Consider the following 23411-nt stretch of genomic DNA (forward strand, 5'->3'; position numbering starts at 1 on the left):
TCAGTCGTGGCGGGGATGGGAGTTACCGAAATGGTCTTGGATCGACGGGATGCCAGGCGTCAATCCGGGCCCGGGCGGCATTGGCAAATGGCACTGCTGTTCTGTCTGTTGGGCAGTGGGGTCACGGCGCAGGAGCCGGTGGGCCAGGCCGAATCGCCTGCGGCGTCACCGGCCACCCAGGAGGCGGCCAGCCAGCGCCCGATGATCTCTACCGGCCTGGGCGAGCGGGCCCTGGCCGAGCGCTTCCCGCGCGCCGCCGTCTGGCTGGAGAACAGCGAGGGGGGCGCCGAGCTGGCGCTGTTTGCGCCGGCCGACCGGCCCGAGGCGAAAGGCGCGTTGTTGCTGTTGGCGGACGAGGGGCAGTCCGGTGGCGGTGGCTTCGAGGGGGCCGTGCGCCAGTTGTTGCCGGAACGGGGCTGGGCGGTGATGACGCTGGGGTTGCCCCCGGCACCCCTTGGCCAGCCATTGGCACAGCCGGATCGTGCCGCTGACGAGCCAGAGGCCGAAGCCACGGAGACGGCGGTTGCGGCGAGTGGGCGGACCCCAGCCCAGGACGAATCGGTGATGATCGATGTGATGGCACCAGGAAGGCCTGAAGAACGCTTGCAGCGATACCGGCAACGGCTGGGGGCTACCCTGGCCGCGGCCTTGGCGGAGCTGCAGGGGCGGGGGCACCGGCGGGTGGTGGTGGCCGGTGTCGGCTTGGCGGCCTGGCCGGTGATGCAGGTCGCCGGTGCCAGTGGCGAGCCCATGGAGCTGGTGTGGATTGCCCCCCGGTTTGCCGCTGGAGTGGATCAGGCCTGGGCCGAACGGTTGGCCGGCGTGGAGCGCTGGCCGTTACTGGATCTGGCCAGCAGTCTGGGGAACCGTGCCGAGGCCCGCGCCCGTGCCGCCGAGTTCCGGCGTCAGGGCGTCGCTGGCTACCAGCAGCAGGTCCTGACGCTGCCCCTGCCGCTGTCGGAGCGGGATGCGCCGCAATTGGTCAACCGGGTGGTGGCGTGGCTCGCCCGTGCCGGGGGTTAGGCGCTTTGGTGATGGCGGCGGATGATGTCCCAGGACTGCTGGTAGCGAAGCAGTCGTTCCTTGGCCAAGGCCAGCTCGGAGGGGCTGATGTCCCTGGGCAGTTTGTCCGGATGGCAACTGGACACCCGCTTGCGGTAGGTCTGTTTGATGGTCTTCAGGGAGTCTCGTCGGGTAATGCCGAGCACCTTGCAGGCGTCTTCGTAGGACTTGGGCGGCGACTGGTGTTCTGGCTGGTTGACCCACACCTTGCTGGCGTAACTTTCCAGCACTTCCTCCACCACCAGGATGTCCAGGCCGATGTAATCCACCGCGTCCTCGCATCGGTAGCGACGGGTCTTGTTGGGCCGGCCATGGAGTTGGGCGGCGTGGCACAGGCAGAGTGCTACCCGCAGCGCCGGCAGCGGGCGCCAGCGATGGCTCATGCGTAACCCCAGCGCCTTCAGGGCGGGCAGGGTGCGCTGCTGCTTGCCGTTCTGGAACTGCTGGATGGCGCGCCGGCGTTGGCGGGGGGAGAGCTTCAGGGCCTTGATCAGGTCTTCGGCGAAGCCGATGTCCTGCTCGGTCACCCGGCCATTGGACTTGGCCACGTAGCCCAGGAAAAAGAACAGGCTGCGGCGGCACCAGCCGGGCAGCCCGGATTCGGCGAGCAGGGCGCTGGCCCGGTGCTGGTGCCGGGCAAGGTCGTTCAATACCTGGCTGAAGGCCGCCTCGACCCGGGGCGGCAAAACCGGCTGGCGGGTAGCCGTGGTCATCGGTGGTGCTCCTCTCCCTGTCCCAGTCGACGGTCCAGTTCGGCCAGTCGCTCCGGGGTGCCGATATCATACCACTGACCGGTGTGGTGTACCCCGCTGACCCGATGCTGGGCCATGGCTTGGCGAAGGAGAGGGGCCAGGGCATGGTGTCCGGGCTCGAGTCTGTCAAACAGCGAGCGGTGCAGCAGGCTGATGCCGGCGAAGGTCAGCTTCTGCGGCCCGTCGGCGTGGACCCGGTGCGCTTGGTCCAGGTGGAAGTCCCCGGCGGGGTGGTGGGGCGGATTGTCGGTCAGCACCAGTACCGCCTGCAGGTCGGGCTGATCCGGTATTGTCAGCTGGCGGAGGTCGAAATCGCACCAGATGTCGCCGTTGATGACCAGAAACCAGTCCTCGCCGGCGGTGGTCAGCAGCGGCAGGGCCTGGCGTATGCCGCCCGCGGTTTCCAGCGGTTCCGCCTCGCGGGAGTACTCGATGTGCAGCCCGTAATCGCGGCCGTCACCGAGGGCCTGTTCGATCTGGGTGCCCAGCCAGGCATGGTTGATGACCACCTCGTGGAAGCCGCAGCGGCGCAGCCGGTGCAGGTGGTAGCCAATCAGTGGCTGGCCGCCGGCCGGCAGCAGGGGCTTGGGGGTGGTCAGGGTCAGGGGGCGCATGCGCTCGCCTTTGCCGGCGGCGAGAATCATGGCTTTCACGGCGCCGGGCTCTCCTGCTGCAGTTCAGGGACCAGCCGCGTCTCAATGGCCGGCATCACCACCTCCACCAGCCAGTCATGGAAATGCCGCAGCGCGCCCTGGCGGGCACTGGCATCCACCAGGTATTGCACTGTGCGCGGGATATCCCCCAGAAAACCGGTCTTGCCATCGCGGATGGACAGGCGGGCGAAGATGCCGGCCGCCTTCAGGTGGCGCTGCATCCCCATCAGCTCAAACCACTGGCGAAAGGTGTCGGCATCGGCGTGATGGCGGCCGGCGTCCAGGCTCTGCAGCCGGTATTGCTCGACCCAGCGGCCGATCCGGGCTTCCGGCCAGCGGATGTAGCAGTCCTTGAGCAGGGATACCAGGTCGTAGGTCACCGGGCCCCGCACCGCGTCCTGGAAGTCGATCACCCCCGGCAGGTTGGTGCCGGGACGCGCCAGCAGGTTGCGGGAGTGGTAATCCCGGTGCACCACCACTTCCGGCTGGGCCAGCGCGCTTTCCCGCAAATAGGCGAACACGGTGTCCAGCAGGGCGCGTTCGTTGTTGCCCAGTTCCAGGCCGAGCTGTTGGCTCAACAGCCAATCCGGGAACAGCTGCATCTCACGGTCCAGCAGGGCGGCGTCGTAAGGGGGCAGGGGGTAATCGGGGGCGTCGGTCAGTTGCTGGATGCGCAGCAGTTCGGTCAGTGCCCCGCCATAGAGATCCTCGGCCGTGTCTTCGGTCAGTTGGCCGAGCAGCAGCTGATCGCCGAAATCCTCCAGCAACAGGAAGCCCTGCTCCAAATCCTGCTGGACCAGTGCCGGCACCGCGACCCCATGCCGGTGCCAGTGCCGGGCCAGGGCGACAAAGGGAACGCAGTCTTCATGGGAGGGCGGCGCGTCCATGACAATATAGGTCGTGTCGGCGTTGGTGACCCGGAAGTAGCGGCGGAAACTGGCATCGCCGGAAACCGGCACCGGTTGGGCCTGCGCCAGGCCCGGAAACTGCCTGACCCAGTCGGTCAGCTGTTGCAAACGGGTATCCATGCGGGGGCGTTCTGTCGTTGTGGATTGGGGGTAAACAAACAGGAAAGTTAGCAGAAGCCGGTGGCGGGGGTAAAACGGTTTCCGTTAACAAGGCGGAATGGGCCGTGTAAACTAGGCGGCTACCTAAGTCGGGCCAAACCAGCAGGCTCCGCGACGAGACCGTGCAAGGGTGAATTGCACCAGCTCGAAACCCCAGTGACCAGGACAGGATTACCGCCACCGTGCCCGTTCCCCCCACCCATTCGCGAACGCCCAGCCGTGCCTACCGCCGTTATTCGCTGCCGTCTGTCACGTTCGCCCTGGGGTGTCTGCTGGCCAGTGCGCCGGCCCTGGCCCAGTCGCCCAGTGCCGCCGAGCTGGATTGGCGGCCGCGCGCCGACTTGCCGCCGGAAGTCCGCGACCGCTTGCCGGTGTTCTGTGAGGGGGGCTATCTGCCCTCCGTCGCCGGCGAGGGCGGCTCGGTGCCTGCGCTCGGGCAGGGAACGACCGGGGATCTGCCCATCCATGCCAGCGGCCTGAACGCCCGCTACGAAATCGATCGGGAGCTTTATCTGGAAGGGGATGTCCGCCTGCGCCAGGGCGCGTTCTCCATGACCGGGGACGAGGCCCGCTACGACCAGCGCACCGGCACCGTCAACCTGGGGGGGGCGCTGGTGAGCCGCGGCACCGGTTTCCTGCTGACCGGTGACGAAGCCCAGTACGACACCGTATCCGGGCAGTTCGAGCTGAACACCGCGACCTTTCTGCTGCACGAGTCGGAAATGCGCGGCTCCGCCCGCACCCTGGCACGGGTGGCCGACCAGCAGGTGCTGATCCGGCAAGGCTCGCTGACTACCTGCGCCCCCAATCGCAATGACTGGTCCATCGTGGCCTCGGAGATCCTGCTGGACCAGGCGGAAGGCTTCGGCACCGCCCGCCACCTGCGACTGGAAGTCAAGGACGTGCCGGTTTTCTACTGGCCCTACGCCAGTTTTCCCATCGATGACCGCCGCAAGACCGGCTTCCTGTATCCGGCGTTTGGCACCTCCAATACCGGTACCGGTGTGTTCCTGGCGGTGCCCTATTACCTCAACCTGGCACCGCACTACGATGCCACCCTGACCCCCCAGTACATCCATGGCCGGGGGCTGCTGTCGGAAGTGGAGGGGCGCTACCTCAGCGGTTTCGGGGAGTCGGTGCTGCAGTTGGGCTACATCGACAGCGACTCCGAGTTCAAGGGCGAGCATCCCGACGACAATGGTCAGCGCTGGGGGGTGGATTTCACCACCCGGGCCCGGTTCAGCGATGACTGGAGCGGGTATGGCGACTACTCGGTGGTGTCGGACAACGACTACCTCAGCGACCTCAACCGCTCGCTCGACATCAGTCAGGCCACGCACCTGCAGCGGCGGGGCGGGGTCCGTTACAGTGGCAGCCAGCAGTACCTGGAGGCCTACCTGAATGGCTACCAGACCATCGCCGACCGGATCAGCGAAGCCAACAAACCCTATGCCCAGCTGCCGGACGTGCTTTATGGCGGTCAGGCCAACCTGGGCTGGCTGGAAACCTCGCTGGAAGGCCAGTACACCTATTTCTACCGGGACAACGCCGAGCTGACCGGCCTGGACCGCAGCAACGGCCAGCGGTTGCGGCTGTTACCGGAGGTGGCGGTGCCGATGCAGGCCCTGTGGGGCTATGCCCGGCCGTCACTGACCCTGGACCATACCTACTACCAGCTGGAGGACTACGAACTGGGCGACAGCCGGATCGACCGCACCGTGCCGGTAGTGGAATGGGATTCGGGGCTGTACTTCGATCGACGTCTGGCGCTGTTTGGCGATGACTACAACCAGACCCTGGAGCCCCGGCTCTACTACGCCTGGGCGAAGGCCGAGGGGGGCCAGGACGACCTTCCCGATTTCGATACCGCCCTGCGCTCCTTCAGCTTCGACGAACTGTTCCGCCGCAACCGGTTCAGCGGCGGCGACCGGGTGGGGGATACCAACCAGTTGACCCTGGCACTGACCAGCCGCTTCAATGACCTGGCCACCGGCACCGAGCGGGCCCGGTTCAGCCTGGGGCAGGTGTACTATTACGACGACCGCGAGGTCACCCTCAACGGCCTGGGCGCGGACGACCGCAGCGACTCCCCGCTGGCCGGCGAGGCGGTGCTGCGTCCCCTCGATTCCCTGGATCTGCGCTATTCCCTGTTGTGGGACCCGCGGGCCCGGGAGACCGAAGAGAGCCGCAGCCAGCTGGTGTTCCATTCGGAGGATTACCGCTACCTGGCCAGTCTGGGCCACACTTACAGTCGCGACTCGTTTGAACAGTCGGATATAGCGGGGGTGTTTCCGGTCACAGATCAGGTGAGTGTGATCGGGCGCTGGGTGTACGATAGCCAGCTGGATCGCACCGTCGGCTCCCTGGCGGGGCTGGAATACAACAGCTGCTGCTGGAGTGTGCAGTTGGTACACCAGAATTACCTGACCGACGACGAGCAACTGGAAAACCGGGTGTTGTTCCAGGTCCAGCTCAAGGGGCTGGGGGGCACCAGCGGCTCCTCCAGCAAGATCTCCGAGGCCATCTACGGCTTTGACGAACGCGAACGCCGTCGGTTCGGGGACCAATACTGACTTACTTTCTATTGTCGTTGCCGATAACGCAGACAGAGGTGGATATGAAGGCCGATTGGCGCAGAGGTGCACAAGCAGTGGTGTTGATGATGGCGTGGTTCCTGGCCGCTCTGGCCCAGGCCGAGCGTCAGCCCCTGGACCGGGTGATCGCCATTGTGGAGGACAACGTTATCCTCCAGTCCGAGCTCGACACCCGGGTGCAGACCGTGGTGTCCCGGCTCACCGCCCAGGGCACCGGCCTGCCGCCCCGGTCGTTGTTGGAGGAGCGGGTACTGGACCAGTTGATTACCGACGCCATCCAACTGCAGCGGGCCGAGCAGATGGGGATGCGCATCAGCGACAACGAGCTGAACGAGACCCTGCGCTCCATCGCCCGCCGCAACAACCTGACCCTGGAACAGTTCGAGCAACAGCTGACTGCCGAGGGACTGACTTACGCCCAGGCCCGCGACCAGATTCGCGAGGAAATGCTGATCAGCCGGGTACAGCAGCGCAGTGTCGGCAACCGGGTGCGGGTGACCGACCGGGAAGTGGCCAACTACCTCGCCGCCCAGGCCAGCCGGCCCGACAGCGGCACCGAGTATCAGCTGGCGCACATCCTGGTGGCGGTGGACGACTTCAGCGACACCGAAGCGGTGGCAAGGGCCCGGGCCAAGGCGGAGCGGCTGCTGAGCGAAATCCGTAACGGGCGGGACTTCCGGGCTGCTGCGGTGGCCGAGTCCGACGCCAGCAACGCCCTGGAGGGCGGGGTTATGGGCTGGCGTCCGGAGAGTCAGCTGCCCTCCCTGGTGGAGAACGTGGTGCCGAAACTGGCGCTGAACCAGCCTTCCGAGGTGCTGCAAAGTGGCAGTGGCTTTCACCTGATTACCGTGCTCGCCAAACGGGGCGGAGACGGCGAGCAACTGATCCAGCAGCACCGGGTTCGGCACATTCTGGTGCGGCCGACGGAGACGGTGACCGACATCCAGGCGGAACGTCGTATCCGCGACCTCTACCGGCAGTTGCAGGCGGGGGCCGACTTCGCCGAGCTGGCCAGGGAGCACTCCGACGATCCGGTGTCCGGGTCCGATGGCGGCAACCTGGGTTGGGTCAGCCGAGGGCAAATGGTGCCGGCGTTCGAGCAGGCCATGCTGGAGGCGGACATCGACGAGCTCAAGGGGCCGTTCCGCTCCCAGTTTGGTTGGCACATCCTGCAGGTCCAGGAGCGCCGGCAGAAGGACATCAGCGACCAGGTCAAGGAGAGCGAGGCCCGGCAGGCGATCTACCGCCGCAAGTTCGATGTGGAGCTGCAGGCCTGGTTGCGGGAGATCCGCGACGAGGCGTTCGTGGAAGTGAAGACCGACGCCAATGAAGGTGATAACGCCTGATGGTTCGGCCTGTCACCCTTGCCCTCACCGCCGGCGAGCCGGCCGGCATCGGTCCTGACTTGTGCCTGCAACTGGCCGGGGAGGAACGCCGCGTCGGGCTGGTGGCCATCGCCAGCCGGGACCTGCTGGAGGCTCGGGCACGGGTGCTGGGGCTGGCGGTCACCCTGGTGCCGTGGCAACCGGGGGACGAGGCGGTGACCACCCCTGGCCAGCTGTCGGTGTTCCATGTACCCGGATTGGCCAGCCCCCGGCCAGGGGTGCTGGATACCGGCAACAGCCGCTATGTGCTCACCACCCTGACCGAGGCCTGCCAGGGCTGCCTCAACGGTCGTTTCGACGGCATGGTGACGGCGCCGGTGCACAAGGGCGTGATCAACGATGCCGGTATCGCCTTCAGCGGTCACACCGAGTTCCTGCAGGAGATGTGCGGGGTCGAGCGGGTGGTGATGATGCTGGCCACCGAAGAATTGCGGGTCGCCCTGGTGACCACGCACCTGCCGCTGAAGGACGTGGCCGCCGCCATCACACCGGAGCGGCTGACCCAGGTGACCCGCATCCTGGACCAGGACCTGCGGACCTTCTTCGGCCTCGAGCGGCCGCGGATCCTGGTGGCCGGGCTCAATCCCCACGCCGGCGAGGGTGGCCACCTGGGGCGGGAGGAACTGGAGGTCATCGAGCCTACCCTGGCGGCATTGCGGAAGGATGGCCTGCAACTGACCGGCCCGTTGCCCGCCGATACCCTGTTTACCCCCCATTGGCTGCAGGATGCCGACGCCGTGCTGGCCATGTACCACGACCAGGGCCTGCCGGTGCTCAAGTACCAGGGCTTTGGGCGGGCGGTGAATATCACCCTCGGCCTGCCCATCGTGCGGACCTCGGTCGATCACGGCACCGCCCTGGATCTGGCCGGCACCGGCCGCGCCGATGGTGGCAGCCTGTTTACTGCCATCGCCGTGGCGGAGCGTATGGCGCATGGTCAGCGTGCCCACCAGTCTGGAGAATCCCGATGAGTCGCAAGGCCGGGCATCAGGCCCGCAAACGTTTTGGTCAGAACTTCCTGCACGACCCGGGGGTGATCGAGCGCATCGTCCGCGCCATCAATCCCCGGCCAGACGACGTCATGGTGGAGATCGGCCCGGGCCTCGGTGCGTTGACCGAGGAGATCCTGGCGGTGAACCCGAACCTCCAGGTGGTGGAACTGGACCGTGACCTGATCCCGGTGTTACGGACCAAGTTTTTCAATTACCCGAACTTCCGCATCCACGAAGCCGATGCCCTGAAGTTCGACTTCGGTCAGCTGGTCCAGGCGCCGGCGAGCGGCGAGCCCAAGGCGCTGCGCATCGTCGGCAACCTGCCGTACAACATCTCCACGCCGCTGATCTTCCACCTGCTGGGCCAGGCCGGGGTGGTGGAGGACATGCACTTCATGCTGCAGAAAGAAGTGGTGCAGCGGCTGGCGGCGGTCTCCGGGGACAACCACTACGGTCGCCTGGGCATCATGGCGCAGTATTTCTGCAAGGTGCAGCCGCTGTTCGAGGTGGGCCCCGGTGCCTTCCGGCCGGCGCCCAAGGTGGACTCCGCCATCGTCCGCCTGGTGCCCCATCAGACCCTGCCGCACCCGGCGCGGGATCTGGCCACCCTGCAGCGGGTGGTCCGTACCGCCTTCAACGCCCGCCGCAAGACCCTTCGCAAGGCCCTGGCCGGGGTTATCACTGCGTCCCAGTTGCAGGCGCTGGGTATTGATGACGGCCTGCGGCCGGAGAACCTGACCCTGGCCCAGTATGTGACCATTGCCGATGCGGTGTTGACGGGCGAGGCCGATGCCGGCGCTATGGTAGACGAGGAGGAGGAGGGGAGCGACCGCTCATGACGGACTACGCCATCGGAGACATTCAGGGCTGCTACGACCGCCTGCGCTCGGTGCTGGACAAGGTGGCGTTCTCGCCGTCCCGGGACAACCTGTGGGTGGCCGGGGACCTGATCAACCGCGGGCCGTCGTCGCTGGAAACCCTGCGCTTCCTGGAGAGCCTCGGCTCCGCCACCACCGTGGTGCTGGGCAATCACGATCTGCACCTGCTGGCGGTGGCACTGGGCGGGCACCAGACCCGCAAGAAAGATACCCTGCATGACATCCTGGAGGCCCCCGATCACGACCGCCTGGTGGACTGGCTGCGTCAACAACGTCTGTGCCTGTACGACGCCACGCGGGACCTGTTCATGGCCCACGCCGGCCTGCCCCATATCTGGAGTGTCGATCAGGCGCTGGCCTTGGGACGTGAGGTGGAGACGGTGATTCGCGGCCCCGAGGCGCGGGAGTACTTCACCCACATGTACGGCAACCTGCCGGCCCGCTGGCTGGACGACCTGCGGGGCATCGATCGCTGGCGCGCCATCACCAACTATTTCACCCGCATGCGCTTCATCACCGAGGACGGTACCCTGGAACTGGCCTCCAAGGAATCCGTCGACGCGGCCCCCGACGGCTACGAGCCCTGGTTCCGCTTTCCCCGTACCGACGGGGTCAAGGTGATCTTCGGGCACTGGGCCGCGCTGGAAGGCCGCACCGGCAGTGAGCAGTTCATTGGTCTGGACACCGGCTGTGTCTGGGGCGGCGCATTGACCATCATGAACCTGGACAGCGGGGAGAAGATCCACTGTGCCTGCTGAGCGTCCTGAGCTGCTGCGGCTCCCGCTGGTGGCTGGGGCGTCCCTGGCACTGCTGGCGGTGGTGGCTGGCGCCTTCGGCGCCCATGGCCTGCGCCCCCTGGTGAGCGAGCGGGGGCTTGAAGTCTTCCAGACGGCCGTTACCTATCAGGTATACCATTCGCTAGCATTAATCCTGGTGGCAATGCTGGTAGGCTTTGGGTGCCCGCGGCGCTGGCTGCTGGTGGCGGCCGGTTTTTTCCTGGCCGGCATTGTGATGTTCAGTGGTAGTCTGTACCTGCTGGTCCTCACCGGGATGCGCTGGCTGGGACCGGTTACCCCGCTCGGGGGACTGTGTTTTATGATCGGCTGGACCCTGGTGATTGTCGCCGGGCTCCGGCGCTAAGCAGTAGAGTGTCAAAGTGATGAATATACTCGTAAATGGCGACACCTTCGAGGTGGCCGAGCCGGCCACCATCGCCACCCTGCTGGAGCGGATGTCGTTGACCGGCAAGCGCCTGGCGGTGGAAGTCAACGAAGAGATAGTGCCCCGCAGCCAGCACGGTGACTACCGGCTTAACGCCGGGGACCGGGTGGAGGTGGTGCACGCCATTGGCGGCGGTTAACCTACCTGCATCCGCCGTGTGCCTGTTGGGCGCCCAGCCGCGTCCCCCTATTCCATGATTCAATCGGGTGTTCCATGACCAACCAAGCCTTGCCTGAAGACAAACCGCTGGTGCTCGCCGGCCGCAGCTACCACTCCCGGCTGCTGGTGGGTACCGGCAAGTACCGGGACCTGGATGAAACCGGCCGGGCCATCGACGCCAGCGGTGCGGAGATTGTCACCGTGGCGGTGCGCCGCACCAACCTCGGCCAGAACCCGGACGAGCCCAACCTGCTGGACGTGATCTCGCCGCAGCGTTACACCATCCTGCCCAACACCGCCGGCTGTTACACCGCCAAGGACGCGGTGCGGACCTGCAAACTGGCGCGGGAACTGCTGGATGGCCACAACCTGGTGAAGCTGGAGGTGCTGGGGGAGGAGAAGACCCTGTACCCGAACATGACCGAAACCCTGGTGGCCGCCGAAGAGCTGATCCGGGACGGCTTCCAGATCATGGTGTACTGCTCCGACGATCCGCTGCTGGCGAAGCGGCTGGAAGAAATGGGCTGCATCGCCATCATGCCACTGGGGGCGCCCATAGGCTCCGGCCTGGGCATCCAGAACCGCTACAACATCCGCCTGATTGTGGATAACGCCGAGGTGCCGGTGCTGGTGGACGCCGGCGTGGGCACCGCGTCCGACGCCACCCTGGCGATGGAACTGGGCTGTGATGGGGTGCTGATGAACACCGCCATTGCCCAGGCCAAGGACCCGGTGCGGATGGCCAATGCCATGCGCCTGGCCATCGACTCCGGTCGCGAGGCCTACCTGGCCGGCCGCATGCCGAAGAAGCTCTACGCCAGTGCCTCCTCGCCCCTGGACGGCACCTTCCTCTAGCGCGTTCGCTCTGGATCAGTCCACCCGGGCACTGGCCCGCTGCAGCAGTTCCCGCACCGGCTCGAACAGGGCCGGGGCGGTGATCAGGATGTCCTGGCCCCACAGGTCTTCCGGATAACCCGCCGGCACCTCGCTGAAATGCCCGGCCCGGGCGCCGGCTTCCTGCGCAATCAGTCTTGCCGCCGCGAAATCCCACGGGCTCACCGTCTCGTAGTAGATATCCAGCCGGCCGCAGGCCACCCAACAGATATCCAACGCCGCCGAGCCGATCCGCCGCAGATCCCGGCAGTGGCGGATCATCGCATCCAGCCGACGGACCAGCGGTTCCAGTTCGTCTTTGGTGTAGGGAAAGCCGGTGGCGAACAGGGCTTCCCGTGGCACTTTGCAGCCACTGTGCTGGATGGGCACGCCGTTGAGGGTGGCCCCTTCGCCCTTGGTGGCGCGGAAGGTTTCACCGGAAAACGGCGCGTGCACCACCCCGGCCTGAACCTGCCCCTTCTCGGCAAAGGCGATGGACACGGCGACCTGGGGGTGCCCGTAGGCATAGTTCACCGTGCCGTCGATGGGGTCGACAATCCACAGCGGTGTCTCCAGCTCCTCGGCCTGACTAAGGTCGGGCATGGACTCTTCCGACAGGATGCGATGCTCGGGAAAGCGTTGACGGATGGCGTCGGTGATGAACCGGTCCGCCATCAGGTCGGCGTGGGTGACCAGTTCGGTCTGCTGCTTGTAGTCGGTCCGGAGGGTGTTCTCCTCCCGCTCCCGGCGGATCAGCTCGCCGGCGTCCCGGGCGAGTTGCTCGGCAAAATCGGTGATGTCGGTCAGAGACACGGTGGTTCCCCCTGCTGGATGGTGTGATCTGGACGGCCAATGGAACCACTGTCCAGTGGCGTTCTGCAAGCGGGTTATCACAACTGCCCCAACCACCCCTCCATCTTATCCATCGCCGCTACCAACCTTGGGCAGGCCTGCTGCACGAAGGCGTCGTCCAGTGGCTGCTCGGCGTAGTCCCCCCCGGCCAGTTTCAGGGCGCCGGCGCCGTCGAAGTCGACGAACGCCAGGCGCGCCCCCAGGTGGTCCGGCACGAAGCCGAAGTCGCTGGCGGGCAGGATGGCCACGCCGGTTTTTTCCAATAACGCCTGACACAGGGCTTGGCTGGTCTTGATGTCGTGGCGGGCGAGGGCATCGCGGAAGTTGTCGAAGTTGGGGAACAGGTAAAAGGCCCCTTCCGGTTTCTGCACGATGGCGCCCATGGCGGTGAGGCGGCGGTGCAGGTATTCCCCCAGCACCTTGAGCACCCGGCGCGACTGCTTGAGGTATTCGTCGATGTCGTCACCGCCATTGAAGGCGGCGATGGCGGCGTGCTGGATCGGCGCGCTGGTGGCGGTGTAGGTCTCGCTGGCGATGATCGCCATGGCGTCCTGCAGGGGCCGCAGCTCCGCCGGGAAGATGAAGGTGCCCAGCCGCCAGCCACCGGCGCCGGCCCACTTGCTCAGCCCGGTGCTGATGATGGTGCCTTCCGGGTAGTAACGGGCGATGGACTTGTGCTTGCCCTCGAAGTGGGTTTCCCCATAGATCTCATCCGACAGCAGGATCAGCTTGTACTTGCGCGCCACGTTGGCGATGGCCAGCAACTGGTCGTCGGTGTAGGTGCAGCCGGTGGGGTTGGACGGGTAGTTGAGGATCAGGATCCGCGGGCGCGACGGGTCGTCCCGGCAGATGATGTCCAGCTCCTCGGCGGTGAGCTGCCAGTTGTTCTCGGCGTGGGTGGGTAGCCAGTACACCGAGCGGCCGATGATCCGGGCCTGGGGCGCGTAGGACACCCAGCTCGGGCGGGGGATCAACAGGTCGCCGTAGTAGGCCAGCTGCAGGATGAACAGCAGCTCCTTGGAGCCCGGGCCGATCAGTACGTCCTCCCAGGTACAGCGCATGCGCTCGCCCCGGTTGATGTAGCCGGCAATGGATTCCCGCAGGGCCTTGAGGCCCTTCACCGGCAGGTAGTCCTTCTCGTGGGCATGCTCCTGCAGCGCCTGCACCACCCGGTCGGGCACTGGGAACGGGGACTGGCCCAGGCCGAGCTTGATGATGTCCCGGCCTTCCTGGCGCAGCTGGTTGCTCAGTTCGTTGATGCGAAGGGTGGCGGACGGCTGGATGCCACGCACGTTCAGGTTGATGGCGTAATGGCGGTCGGTGTTGTTGATGTCCATGGTCCCGGTCTGCAGTGAAATGGAGGTCTTCACTGGCAGTATAGGAAACCGCCGCCACAGGGGTTAGTTCGGCCGAATAGGGGATTGCCGAGGGATCAGCGGCGGACCCAGACTTCCACTCGGCCATTGCGCCGGGCACCGCTTTCACCCCCGGCGCTGCCCACCGGCATGTAGTGGCCATAACCGGTGTGGGCGCTGACCGGTAGACCCAGTTCCCGCAATGCGCGGCTGACCGACAGGGCCCGCAGTTCCGAGATCATCTGCGCCCGCAGTTCGTTGCTCTGCTGGTCGGCGAAGCCGATCAGCATCAGATCGGCGGCGTCTTTGTTCTCCCGTTCCAGGTAGTCCTGGATGCGCACCAGGTCCCGGTGGGCCTTGTTGTCGAGCCGGGTACGGCCCTCGGCAAAGCGGAAGTTGACCGACAGGCGACGGTAACTGCCGGTGAGGGTGCGGAAGGTCTCCGGCACCGAGGCGTCGTGCGCCACCTCCAGCGCGATGGGGTTCTGGGAGATGAAGCCGGATTGGGCAACCAGATCCTGGCCGGCCTGGCCCTGGGCGAACTCGAGGAATTCGTTCACCAGCTTGGGATCGTCGTCGCGGCTGTACAGGAACAGGCGCCGGGACAACGGATAGTCCTCGCTGGCCACGGTCAACTGGGTGGGCTTGAGGGCGGGCGCATCGCCATCGGATACCGCCAGCAGCTTGCTGCTGCGCACCGACGCCAGGCCGCTGAAGCCGATGGCCGACGGATCACGGCTGACATCGTCGGACAGCTGGTCGTTGGACTCGTAGCGAAAGGCCGAGGCGTCCAGGTGGTAGGTGTCGCCCAGTACCAGGGTCTTGAAGGTGTCCCAGGTGCCGGACTGGTTGTCCCGGGCATACAGCCGGATGGGGCGATCGGCGCCACCCACGGCCGCCCAGTTGTCGATCTCGCCGGCGAAGATTTTACCGAGGGTGTCGATGCTGATGCGTTCCAGGGGATTGGAGGGATGAACGAGGATGGCGAGGCCATCGATGGCGATCACATGTTCGTTGTCGGCCGTGGTGAGGTCAGACTGGGCCCGCAGGGCCTCGATCTCCGTCGCCTTGGCCGGCCGTGAGGAGGCCCAGAGGTCGGCAATGCCGTCGTTCAAGGCGCGAAAGCCGGTGCTGGAACCGTGGGCGGCAATGCGGGCCGAGACGGGTTTACTGCCCTGGCTGACGCTCAGCAGGTGTTCGTTCTCCGATTGGCCCGGGCGGCTGGTTACCTCACCGCCAAAGCGCTGGCTGAGGAACCCGCTCATCAACATGGGAGCCAGGGTGGCGCCTACGGTATTGGAGCCGTGGATCTCGATGTCATTGGCGTGGCTCAGGGCGGGCAGGGCAACGGCGAGCAGACACAGTGCCCGAATACGGCGGACAGCAGACAACATGGTAAAGCCTCATTATGACCAGCGGGATGTAAGGAGCCTCGGATGAAGGCCTGGGTTGCCTCCGGCATTCGGAGGCTCCTTGGATGCGCGGCCAGAATGCGACAGTTTTATGACAATACGATGACAGCGTTGTAACAGAGTGTTTCAGGATCAATGGCTTGGGTGCCCGGGCAGTGCCGGGTAGGGCGCGGGTCAAGGGGTACGGTCGAACCGGTGGGGCTCCAGCTCCATATGCTCGATGCGCTGGCCCAGCATGATCACCCGGCCCACGTAACGCTCCTCGCCGGTGGCGGTGAAGTCGAACAGGAACCGGCGCCAGACCCGCAGCCGGCCCTGGCGGTCCCGCTTGAACCAAAGGCCCCGCAGGTAGACGGCGTCGTCCAGCAACATCACGTCCATCTGCTGGCAGTAGCGCTTGGCCGCGGCCAGCACCGAATCCTTGATGGCCTTGGCCCGCCACCAGTACCAGACGGCAAAGCCGATCAGGAAAAGCCAGAACAGGGTGCCGAGGGTCACGTCAGGGTCTCGCTGCGGTTGAGGGAAAGTGCTGAAAGCCTACACCGAACCGGCGGGGGAATGCGAACGGCGATCAGTGAATAGGAACAGGGGACAGGCAGAAGCCTGTCCCCGTGAGGTTGCCGTGGATTATGCCTGCGCTTCCGGCTGATGCAGCCTTGCCGGGGCCACGTCGTGGTGCTCCCGGGCCAGCAGGATGTACACCGCCGGCAACACGAACAGGGTGAAGAAGGTGCCGATGCCGAGCCCGGTGCTGATGGTCAGGCCGATGGCGAAGCGGCTCTGGGCGCCCGCGCTGGAGGCAATGAGCAGCGGCACCATGGCCACGATCAGCGCCAGCGAGGTCATGATGATCGGCCGCAACCGGATGGCCGCCGCCTCGATCACCGCCTGGCGCTTGTTCAGGGCGCGCTCCTGCTGCAGCTGGTTGGCGAACTCCACGATCAGGATGCCGTTCTTCGCCACCACCCCGATCAGGGTGATCAGCCCCACCTGGGTGTAGATGTTGACCGTGGTGAAGCCCAGCACGATGAACGCCATGGCGCCGGCAATGGACATGGGCACCGACACCAGGATGATCAGCGGGTCCCGCCAGCTCTCGAACTGCGCCGCCAGAACCAGGTAGATCACCAGCAGCGACAGGAACAGGGTCACCGTCAGGGCGCTGCCCTCGGTGGCCAGCTGCCGGCTCTCGCCGGTGTAGTCGAAGCTGAAGCCGGCCGGTAGCAGCTCGTCGGCCAGATCCTCCATGAACGCCATGGCGTCACCGGCCGTTACGCCGGGCATCACCACGCCCTGGAGGGTCAGCGAGTTGAGCTGGTTGAACTGGGTGCGCTGGGACGGCTCCACGTCGTGGCTGAAGCTGACCACGCCGCCCAGGGGCACCAGCTCACCGTTGTCGGCGCGGATGTAGTAGGAGTCCAGGGCGTCGGCGCTGGCCCGGAACTCTCGCTCCACCTGGGGCACCACCTGGTAAGAGCGCTCATCCATGCTGAACCAGTTGATGTAGCCGCCGCCGAGCATGCTGGACAATGCCTGACCCACGTCCTGCATGGACAGCCCCAGGTCCGCCACCCGGTCCCGGTCCACATGGATGCGGGTGACCGGACGGTCGAAGTTGATGGATTTCTGCAAGAACATGAAGTTGCCACTGGCCATGGCCCGGCCGAGCATCTCGTTGGCGACATCGTCCAGTCGGTCGTAGTCGTCGCCGGTGGTGATCACGAACTGGAACGGCAGGCCGTCGGAGCCGGGCAGGGAGGGCACGGGGAAGACCGCGGTCTGCAGACCGGTGACCTTGCGCAGCTCCTGCTGCAGCATCGGCTGGGCCTCGAACTGACTGATCTCCCGCTCGCTCCAGGGCGCCATCTTGAACCCGCCGAACACGGCATTGGGGCTGGTCAGGCCGAGGATCATGAAGTCCTCCTCGTAGCCGGGCACGGTGGCCATTCGCCGCTGCACCTCGTCGCCGTGCTCCTGCAGGTAGTCCAGGTTGGCGGTCTGTGGGCCCAGGCCCTGGTAGAACAGGATGCCCTGGTCCTCGGTGGGCGCCAGTTCGGACTGGCTCATCATGAACATGAAGTAGATGGACACCAGCACCACCACGGCAAAGAACAGCACCACCGAGATGGTCTCCATCGCGGATGACAGGGCCCGTTTGTAGCCGTTGGCCAGGCCGGTGAAGACCCGTTCCACCTGTACCTCGAACCTGCCGGGATTGCCGTGGGGCTTGAGCACCTTGCCGGACATCATCGGTGACAGGGTCAACGCGACGATGCCGGACACCACCACGGTGCCGGCCAGGGTGAAGGCGAACTCGGTGAACAGGGAACCCACCAGCCCCCCCATGAAACCGATGGGGGCGTACACCGCCACCAGGGTGGTGGTCATGGCGATGATGGGCACGGCCATTTCCCGCGCACCGTTGAGGGCGGCGTTGAAGCGGGTCTCGCCGGCCTCGATGTGGCGGTGGACGTTCTCCACCATGATGATGGCGTCGTCCACCACCAGGCCGATGGCCAGCACCATCGACAGCAGGGTGAGCAGGTTCAGCGAGAAGCCCATCAGCAGCATCAGGAACACGCCGCCGACCAGTGACAGCGGCACCGCCACCGAGGGCACGATGGCCGCCCGCAGGGACCCCAGGGTGAGGAACACCACCACCAAGACGATCAACAGGGCCTCGATCAGGGTCTGGATCACCTCGTCGATGGAGTCGTCGATGAAGTCGGAGGCATCGTAGGCCAGGCGTACCTCCAGACCCGAGGGCAGCTGGCGCTCGATATCCGGCAGTTCAGCCTTCACCAGCCCCGCCACCGTGAGCGGGTTGGCGCCCGGGGACAGCTCGATGGCCACGTAGGTGGCCGGCTGGCCCTTGTACAGCGCCAGCTCGTCGTAGGACTCCGAGCCCAGCTCCACCCGGGCGATGTCCCGCAGGCGGATCAGGGTGCCCTCGGACTCCCGGATCACCAGATCCCGGAACTGGTCGGGATCGGCCACGTCGGTGTCACTGGTGAGGGTGATCTTGGTGTATTCGCCCTCGGTGTTGCCGACACCGGCCTGGTAGTTGTTGCGCAGCAGGACGTCGACCACTTCCCGGGGTGTCATATCCACCGCCGACAGCCGGTCCGGATCCAGCCACACCCGCAGGGCAAACTTGCGCCCCAGCAGGCTCGCCTGGCCGACACCGGGCAGGGCCTGCAGCTTGGGCTGAACCACCCGCGCCAGGTAATCGGTGATCTGCGGTACCTTGAGGTCCGAACTGTAGAAGGCGATGTACATCAGCGCAGTGGAATCGCCGGTGGTGGAGGTGATCACCGGGTCCTGGGCCGCCGCCGGCAGCACGTTGCGCTGACTGGCCACCTTGGCCTGGATTTCCGCCAGAGCCGCGTTGGCGTCGTAGTTGAGCTCCATCCGCGCCTGGATGGTGGACACCCCCTGAGAGCTGGTGGAGGTCAGGTAGTCGATGCCGCTGGCCTCGGCAATGGCCTGTTGCAACGGGTTGGTGATGAAGCCCTTGACCAGATCGGAGCTGGCCCCGGGGTAGGCGGTGGCCACCGTAACCGTGGTGCTCTCCAACTTGGGGTACTGGCGGATTTCCATCTCCAGGGCGGCCCGGGTGCCAAGCAACAGGATCAGCAGGCTGACCACCGTGGCCAGCACCGGTCGCTGGACAAAAATGTCGGTGAATCGCATCACTCAGCGGCCTCCGTGTTGGTCTGCTCCCCCGATGGGGCCTGGATCTCCACATGCTGGCCGGCCCGCAGCCGTAGCAGCCCTTTGGAGACCACCTGCTCGCCGGCTTCCAGGCCGTTCACTACCGCCACCCGGCCATCCCGGACCTGGCCGGTTTCGACGGTGCGGCGGTTGACCACCAGCTGGTCGTCTTCGCCGGGCTCGATCACAAAGACAAAGTCGCCGTAAGTGTTATAGGAAATCGCCGTCTGCGGCACGGTGATCACCTCGGTATCCTCCGGCTGACGGGTGTGGATGGTGGCGAACATGCCGGGGCGCAACTTGCCCGCTTCGTTGTCGATGGTGGCGCGAACCCGGACCGTGCGGGTTTCCGGGTTCACCGAGGTGTTGATGGCGCTCACTTCGCCGGAGAAAACCTCGTCGGGCATGGCGGCCACGGTTACCTCAACCTGGTAGCCGGTCTGTACCAGTGGCAGGTCTTTTTCCGACAGGGTGTAGTCGACGTAGATCGGGTCCAGCATGTTGATCTCGACAATCGCCGTGCCGGTGGCCAGGTACTCGCCCTGATCCACCATGCGCAGGCCCAGGGTGCCGTCGAACGGGGCCCGGATCACCTTCTTGCTCAGAGTGGCTTCGGCTTCGTTGACGCGGGCCTTGGCGGCGTCAAAGTTGGCCTTGGCTTCGTCATACTGGGACTGGGACACGGCCCGGCGGGGCAGCAGGTCGGAGACCCGCTTGAACTCCTGTTCCGCCAGCTGCGCCTCGGCCCGGCGGGTGCGCAGCGCCGCCTCGTCGATGGCGGCGTTGAGCCGCAGCAGGACATCCCCCGCCTTCACCGAATCGCCGGATTCGAAATTAATGGTTTCCACCACACCGGGGACCTCGTTGGCCACCGCGATGCCATTGACGGCAAGCGTGCTGCCAACCGCCTTCTTGGCCGGTGTCCAGGCGTCCTCACGGGCGGTGGTGGCGGACACGATGGCCGGAGGCTGGGGTTGGGCAAACATCTCTTTCATCTGACCAAACTGGTAAAATTTGTAGCCAAAGATGCCGCCAAGCACGACGCCGAGGAATATCAGTACGATCAGAAAGCGGGAGGCTGTGCGCATAATTCAGGTCCTGGATCACAAGTTCCTTGACGGTGGCCGTTCCGGATTGACGCCACCAAAGTGTTGTATAAAGAAGACTGTAAAAAGTTGAGAATCTGTAATTTTAGCCGAAACGATAGCATCCTATACAAGCCTGGCCTAGGTTGTCACCGGGTTGTCAGGGTTAATACTTACGGTAATTACCCGCAGTGTTAATACGCCATAATAGCTATGTTTATCGGCAGTTAGCGACGAAAGGTGGACGCATGCAATGGATTCTCGGGCTGGCCCTGGCCGCCATCCTTTTTTTGGTCCTCAAACAGTGGGGGACGCTGACACCGGAGGAGCGTAAGCGTTCCGGCTGGAGGCTGGCGGTGGCGGCCTTTGTTATTGTCCTGCTGGTGTTGGTGATGACCGGCCGTATTCACGTGATCACCGCGGGCATTGCCGCCCTCTTGCCCTTGTTGAAGAAGTTGCCGGCCCTGTTGCGTTTCCTGCCCCTGCTGGACCGCTGGGCGGCCAGTCGCCACCAGGGACCTCAGGGTAGCGGCCAGCATCGCCAGCACCAGCAGCGGCAGGACCAGCACCAGCGCCGCCAGCAGCATCGCGCCTCAGGAACCGGGGCCATGTCTTACCGGGAGGCCTGTGACATTCTTGGCGTGGCGCCGGGATGCACGGCGGACGAGGTGAGAGCGGCCCACCGGCGACTGATCCAGAAACTCCATCCCGATCGCGGCGGTACCGATTACCTGGCGGCGAAACTCAATGAGGCCAAGGACGTACTATTGCGTCAGCAAGGCTAGAGAGTCATCGGTCACAACACATCGATACGGACCTGGAAGCGCTGGCTGGCCTGGCCGTTGCCGCCGACCTGATAGACGATGCCGCGTTCGCTGCTCCGGGACGTGCGACTGGCGCTTCCCAGCTCCACCCAGGTGCCCGTCGCGACCCGACGGGTGGTCACCACGGCTTCGGTTTCGTAGCCGGGCTGTTCGGTGACCGGCATGTTGTCGAAGGCGATCACGTTCAGCTCCACCTGTTGCCCTGAAATCACCCGGGGGCTGACTACAAACCCGCTACGTACGGGCACCTGCTGGTAGAGTACGGCTGGGTTGAAGCCTCCCTGGACTGCCACCGGCAACACCCGGACCTGACCGGAGTGGATGTGGGCGGACTGGCCATCCTGGATGATCAGTGATTGCTCCCGCTGGCGACGGGTGGAGGTGGTGCGGCTCTCGGCGCGCAGGGTCACGTTGCCGTCCCGGACGGATACGTCACCACCACGCTGCACGCCATGATCGGTGCCGCCGCTGCGCACGGTGACACGCAGCTGTGCCGGCGCCACATCCATGGTGTCGATGAGCTGGTCGATTTCTTCAAGAATGACGGCGTCGCCACGAATCACCAGCCGCTGGCCATGGGCGGTGATGGCTGCCTGTTCGCCGGGATAAAGCGCTCGCAGCTGGCCGGCCACGTCCTCGGCGGGGCGATGCTGAAGCTCCCAGCTGCGGGCTTCGGTGGCGGCGAGCAGGGGAGAACCGAGCGACAGGGCCAGCACCAGGGCGAGCCAAAAGCGAACGGGGGTCATGAATCGGATCCAGCCAATATCAGGGAAATTGCGCAAACGGGTTGCAAAGGTTTGAACCCGGGTTATATATTGTTGAGCATGAAGACGACACACGCGACCTGTCAATTGAATGTTTCTTCAGCCGTCCCCGAATCGATGGCTGCAGTCGCTGCTGTGTTTTTTTGGTGGTTTGGTTATGGCTTTTACTTTAGCCAGAGCCCGGGCCGCCCGTAAGATCTTCATCGACCGAACAACGAGGAAGGCAGCCCGGCAGGAACCCAGGCTGCCACCGGACTCAGAAAGCCCCGACTGGTAGCCCAGCCGGGGCTTTCTTGATTCTGGAGACAGGGAAACACTGACCATGAACATGCCACTGAGTAACGCAACGTTGGAGACGCCCGCCCGGGCAGGACAGCCAACCGACGAGGAGAACCGCACCATGATCCTGCCCACGCCCCGGCAGCTTCGCCACGACCTGCCAGTGCCCCCGGTGCTGGCGCAGCAGATCGACCGCCATCGGGAGGCCATTCGCCGGGTGCTGCACGGTGACGACCCCCGTACCCTGGTGGTGGTGGGGCCCTGCTCCATCCACGACGAGGTGGCCGCCCTGGAGTACAGCGAGAAGCTGGCGGCGTTGGCGGACGAGGTCAGTGACCGCTTCCTGATCGTGGTGCGGGCCTACCTGGAGAAGCCCCGCACCACCGTGGGCTGGAAGGGGCTGCTGTACGATCCGGAGCGGACCGGAGCGGGTGATTTGCACGAAGGGTTGATTCGCTGCCGCCGGCTGTTGCTGAACCTGGCGGAACTGGGTCTGCCCATTGCCACGGAGGCGCTCAGCCCGATGGCCATGGACTACCTGGCGGACCTGGTGAGCTGGAGTGCCATCGGCGCCCGGACCACCGAATCCCAGATTCATCGCGAGTTGGTCAGTGGCTTGCCGATGCCGGTGGGGTTCAAGAACGGCACCGACGGCGGCATGACCGTGGCGATCAACGCCATGAAGTCCGCCGCCCATGGCCATCACCGCCTGGGCCTGTCCGATAATGGGGTGCCTGCCATGGTGACCACCGCCGGCAATCCGGACACCCATCTGGTCCTGCGGGGCGGTCGCGGACTCACCAACTACGACGCCGGCAGCATCGCCGAGGCGGTGGATGCACTCACCGCGGCTGGCGTTTCTCCTGCCATCATGGTGGATTGCAGCCACGACAATGCCCGCAAGCAGGCGGAACGCCAACTGGACATCGCCCGGGAAGTGATGGCGCAGAAACGGGCGGGCAATGGCCACATCCGTGGCCTGATGCTGGAAAGCTTCCTGCAGCCGGGCCGTCAGGACGATGGCGACGAGCTGGTGTACGGCTGTTCGATCACCGATCCGTGTATCGGCTGGGAGCAGACCGAGCAATTGCTGCGCTCGCTGTAACTCGCTGTAAGCTGTAATGGATCGGGCTCAGCGAGGGAGGCATGTCACGCCAACATGGCCCCTCGCGGTTCGTCCGGCAACGGCAGCCCCCTTCCCTGGATGTGGGCATCCAGGATGCAAGGGTGGTGGAAGTTCGTCTCCTGTAGACGGTTTTTCCAGCGTTGTTCGTGGTCCTTACGCCAGGACTCCCGGGTGACCTTGCGCCACTTGAACGGGTCCCGCCCGGTGCGTTCATCGTGTGCGGCGGTCACCGGGTCCCGGGCGCGGAAGGGCTCGAAGATCGGCACGTCCGGCAGGGGGCCGCTCACGTCCATGAACTGCTGGATCATGTCCCAGTAGGCATACACTTCCTTCTGGTTCATGGCGTCGGTGAGCAGGCCCTTCA

Annotated in this window: 21 protein-coding genes and 1 pseudogene; 11 read left to right on the forward strand and 11 right to left on the reverse strand. The window is 65.3% G+C overall.

The annotated features are described in order from the left end of the window. The first annotated feature begins 30 nt into the window (after positions 1-30). A complete protein-coding gene (locus R3175_RS10245; RefSeq protein ID WP_318944172.1) occupies positions 31-1023 on the forward strand; it encodes a DUF3530 family protein in 993 nt (330 codons plus the stop codon). Here R3175_RS10245 and R3175_RS10250 read toward each other — a convergent pair. Genes R3175_RS10250 through R3175_RS10260 form a run of 3 tightly spaced genes read right to left on the reverse strand, consistent with a single transcriptional unit; the run spans position 1020 to position 3495 of the window. After that, positions 1020-1775: a molecular chaperone DjlA gene (locus R3175_RS10250; protein ID WP_318944173.1), complete on the reverse strand. Its 756-nt coding sequence runs from the start codon at positions 1773-1775 to the stop codon at positions 1020-1022. The genes R3175_RS10245 and R3175_RS10250 overlap by 4 nt on opposite strands. Then, positions 1772-2467, reverse strand: coding sequence for an N-acetylmuramate alpha-1-phosphate uridylyltransferase MurU (gene murU / locus R3175_RS10255; protein WP_318944174.1), 696 nt, complete (start codon positions 2465-2467; stop codon positions 1772-1774). Before murU ends, R3175_RS10250 begins: the two co-directional genes overlap by 4 nt. Further along, complete coding sequence (locus R3175_RS10260; RefSeq protein ID WP_318944175.1) at positions 2464-3495, reverse strand: aminoglycoside phosphotransferase family protein; 1032 nt, start codon at positions 3493-3495, stop codon at positions 2464-2466. The genes murU and R3175_RS10260 overlap by 4 nt, the downstream gene beginning before the upstream one ends. A gap of 278 nt (positions 3496-3773) precedes the next feature. On the opposite strand from R3175_RS10260, the gene R3175_RS10265 reads away from it, so the two are divergent. From R3175_RS10265 to R3175_RS10300, 8 genes are all read left to right on the forward strand, one after another. Beyond that, positions 3774-6107 (forward strand): LPS-assembly protein LptD, encoded by a 2334-nt coding sequence (locus R3175_RS10265; RefSeq protein ID WP_413231758.1) that lies wholly within the window; start codon positions 3774-3776, stop codon positions 6105-6107. Between the two features lie 44 nt (positions 6108-6151). Continuing rightward, on the forward strand, positions 6152-7474 hold the full coding sequence (locus tag R3175_RS10270; RefSeq protein ID WP_318944176.1) for a peptidylprolyl isomerase: 1323 nt from the start codon (positions 6152-6154) through the stop codon (positions 7472-7474). Further along, on the forward strand, positions 7474-8484 hold the full coding sequence (gene pdxA, locus R3175_RS10275) for a 4-hydroxythreonine-4-phosphate dehydrogenase PdxA (RefSeq protein ID WP_318944177.1): 1011 nt from the start codon (positions 7474-7476) through the stop codon (positions 8482-8484). The genes R3175_RS10270 and pdxA overlap by 1 nt, the downstream gene beginning before the upstream one ends. After that, on the forward strand, positions 8481-9344 hold the full coding sequence (gene rsmA / locus R3175_RS10280; RefSeq protein ID WP_318944178.1) for a 16S rRNA (adenine(1518)-N(6)/adenine(1519)-N(6))-dimethyltransferase RsmA: 864 nt from the start codon (positions 8481-8483) through the stop codon (positions 9342-9344). The genes pdxA and rsmA overlap by 4 nt, the downstream gene beginning before the upstream one ends. After that, positions 9341-10141, forward strand: coding sequence for a symmetrical bis(5'-nucleosyl)-tetraphosphatase (locus tag R3175_RS10285; RefSeq protein ID WP_318944179.1), 801 nt, complete (start codon positions 9341-9343; stop codon positions 10139-10141). The genes rsmA and R3175_RS10285 overlap by 4 nt, the downstream gene beginning before the upstream one ends. Before the next feature lie 10 nt (positions 10142-10151). Beyond that, positions 10152-10523 (forward strand): DUF423 domain-containing protein, encoded by a 372-nt coding sequence (locus R3175_RS10290; RefSeq protein WP_413231760.1) that lies wholly within the window; start codon positions 10152-10154, stop codon positions 10521-10523. A 19-nt stretch (positions 10524-10542) separates the two neighbouring features. Next, positions 10543-10743 carry a sulfur carrier protein ThiS gene (gene thiS, locus R3175_RS10295; RefSeq protein WP_318944180.1) on the forward strand — a complete coding sequence of 67 codons (201 nt, stop codon included), beginning with the start codon at positions 10543-10545 and terminating at the stop codon, positions 10741-10743. 74 nt (positions 10744-10817) lie between these two features. Beyond that, a complete protein-coding gene (locus R3175_RS10300; protein WP_318944181.1) occupies positions 10818-11618 on the forward strand; it encodes a thiazole synthase in 801 nt (266 codons plus the stop codon). A 15-nt stretch (positions 11619-11633) separates the two neighbouring features. Here R3175_RS10300 and R3175_RS10305 read toward each other — a convergent pair whose 3' ends face one another. The 6 genes from R3175_RS10305 to R3175_RS10330 form a co-directional block, all read right to left on the reverse strand. Continuing rightward, the gene (locus R3175_RS10305) at positions 11634-12449 is read right to left on the reverse strand and encodes an inositol monophosphatase family protein (protein ID WP_318944182.1); all 816 of its coding nucleotides are present in this window, start codon (positions 12447-12449) and stop codon (positions 11634-11636) included. Positions 12450-12526: 77 nt separating this feature from the next. Beyond that, positions 12527-13825, reverse strand: coding sequence for a pyridoxal phosphate-dependent aminotransferase (locus R3175_RS10310; RefSeq protein ID WP_318944183.1), 1299 nt, complete (start codon positions 13823-13825; stop codon positions 12527-12529). Between the two features lie 95 nt (positions 13826-13920). Further along, positions 13921-15237, reverse strand: a complete 1317-nt coding sequence (locus R3175_RS10315) for a substrate-binding domain-containing protein (RefSeq protein WP_318944184.1) — start codon at positions 15235-15237, stop codon at positions 13921-13923. 192 nt (positions 15238-15429) lie between these two features. After that, positions 15430-15753, reverse strand: a complete 324-nt coding sequence (locus R3175_RS10320) for a DUF3301 domain-containing protein (RefSeq protein ID WP_318944185.1) — start codon at positions 15751-15753, stop codon at positions 15430-15432. 129 nt (positions 15754-15882) lie between these two features. Then, complete coding sequence (locus R3175_RS10325; RefSeq protein ID WP_318944196.1) at positions 15883-18948, reverse strand: efflux RND transporter permease subunit; 3066 nt, start codon at positions 18946-18948, stop codon at positions 15883-15885. Then, positions 18948-20057 (reverse strand): efflux RND transporter periplasmic adaptor subunit, encoded by a 1110-nt coding sequence (locus R3175_RS10330; protein ID WP_318944186.1) that lies wholly within the window; start codon positions 20055-20057, stop codon positions 18948-18950. Before R3175_RS10330 ends, R3175_RS10325 begins: the two co-directional genes overlap by 1 nt. 245 nt (positions 20058-20302) lie before the next feature. Between R3175_RS10330 and R3175_RS10335 the strand changes: the two genes are divergently transcribed. Next, positions 20303-20839 carry a DnaJ domain-containing protein gene (locus tag R3175_RS10335; protein WP_318944187.1) on the forward strand — a complete coding sequence of 179 codons (537 nt, stop codon included), beginning with the start codon at positions 20303-20305 and terminating at the stop codon, positions 20837-20839. A gap of 11 nt (positions 20840-20850) precedes the next feature. On the opposite strand, the gene R3175_RS10340 is transcribed toward R3175_RS10335, so the two are convergent. Further along, a complete protein-coding gene (locus R3175_RS10340) occupies positions 20851-21624 on the reverse strand; it encodes a secretin (protein WP_318944188.1) in 774 nt (257 codons plus the stop codon). 340 nt (positions 21625-21964) lie between these two features. Between R3175_RS10340 and R3175_RS10345 the strand changes: the two genes are divergently transcribed. Beyond that, positions 21965-23026, forward strand: coding sequence for a 3-deoxy-7-phosphoheptulonate synthase (locus R3175_RS10345; RefSeq protein WP_318944189.1), 1062 nt, complete (start codon positions 21965-21967; stop codon positions 23024-23026). A gap of 44 nt (positions 23027-23070) precedes the next feature. On the opposite strand, the pseudogene R3175_RS10350 reads toward R3175_RS10345, so the two are convergent. Then, positions 23071-23411 (reverse strand): annotated as a pseudogene (locus R3175_RS10350) (hypothetical protein); the annotation flags it as partial.

Source organism: Marinobacter sp. (assembly GCF_033722735.1).
In the GTDB taxonomy this organism is placed as follows: Bacteria; Pseudomonadota; Gammaproteobacteria; order Pseudomonadales; family Oleiphilaceae; genus Marinobacter.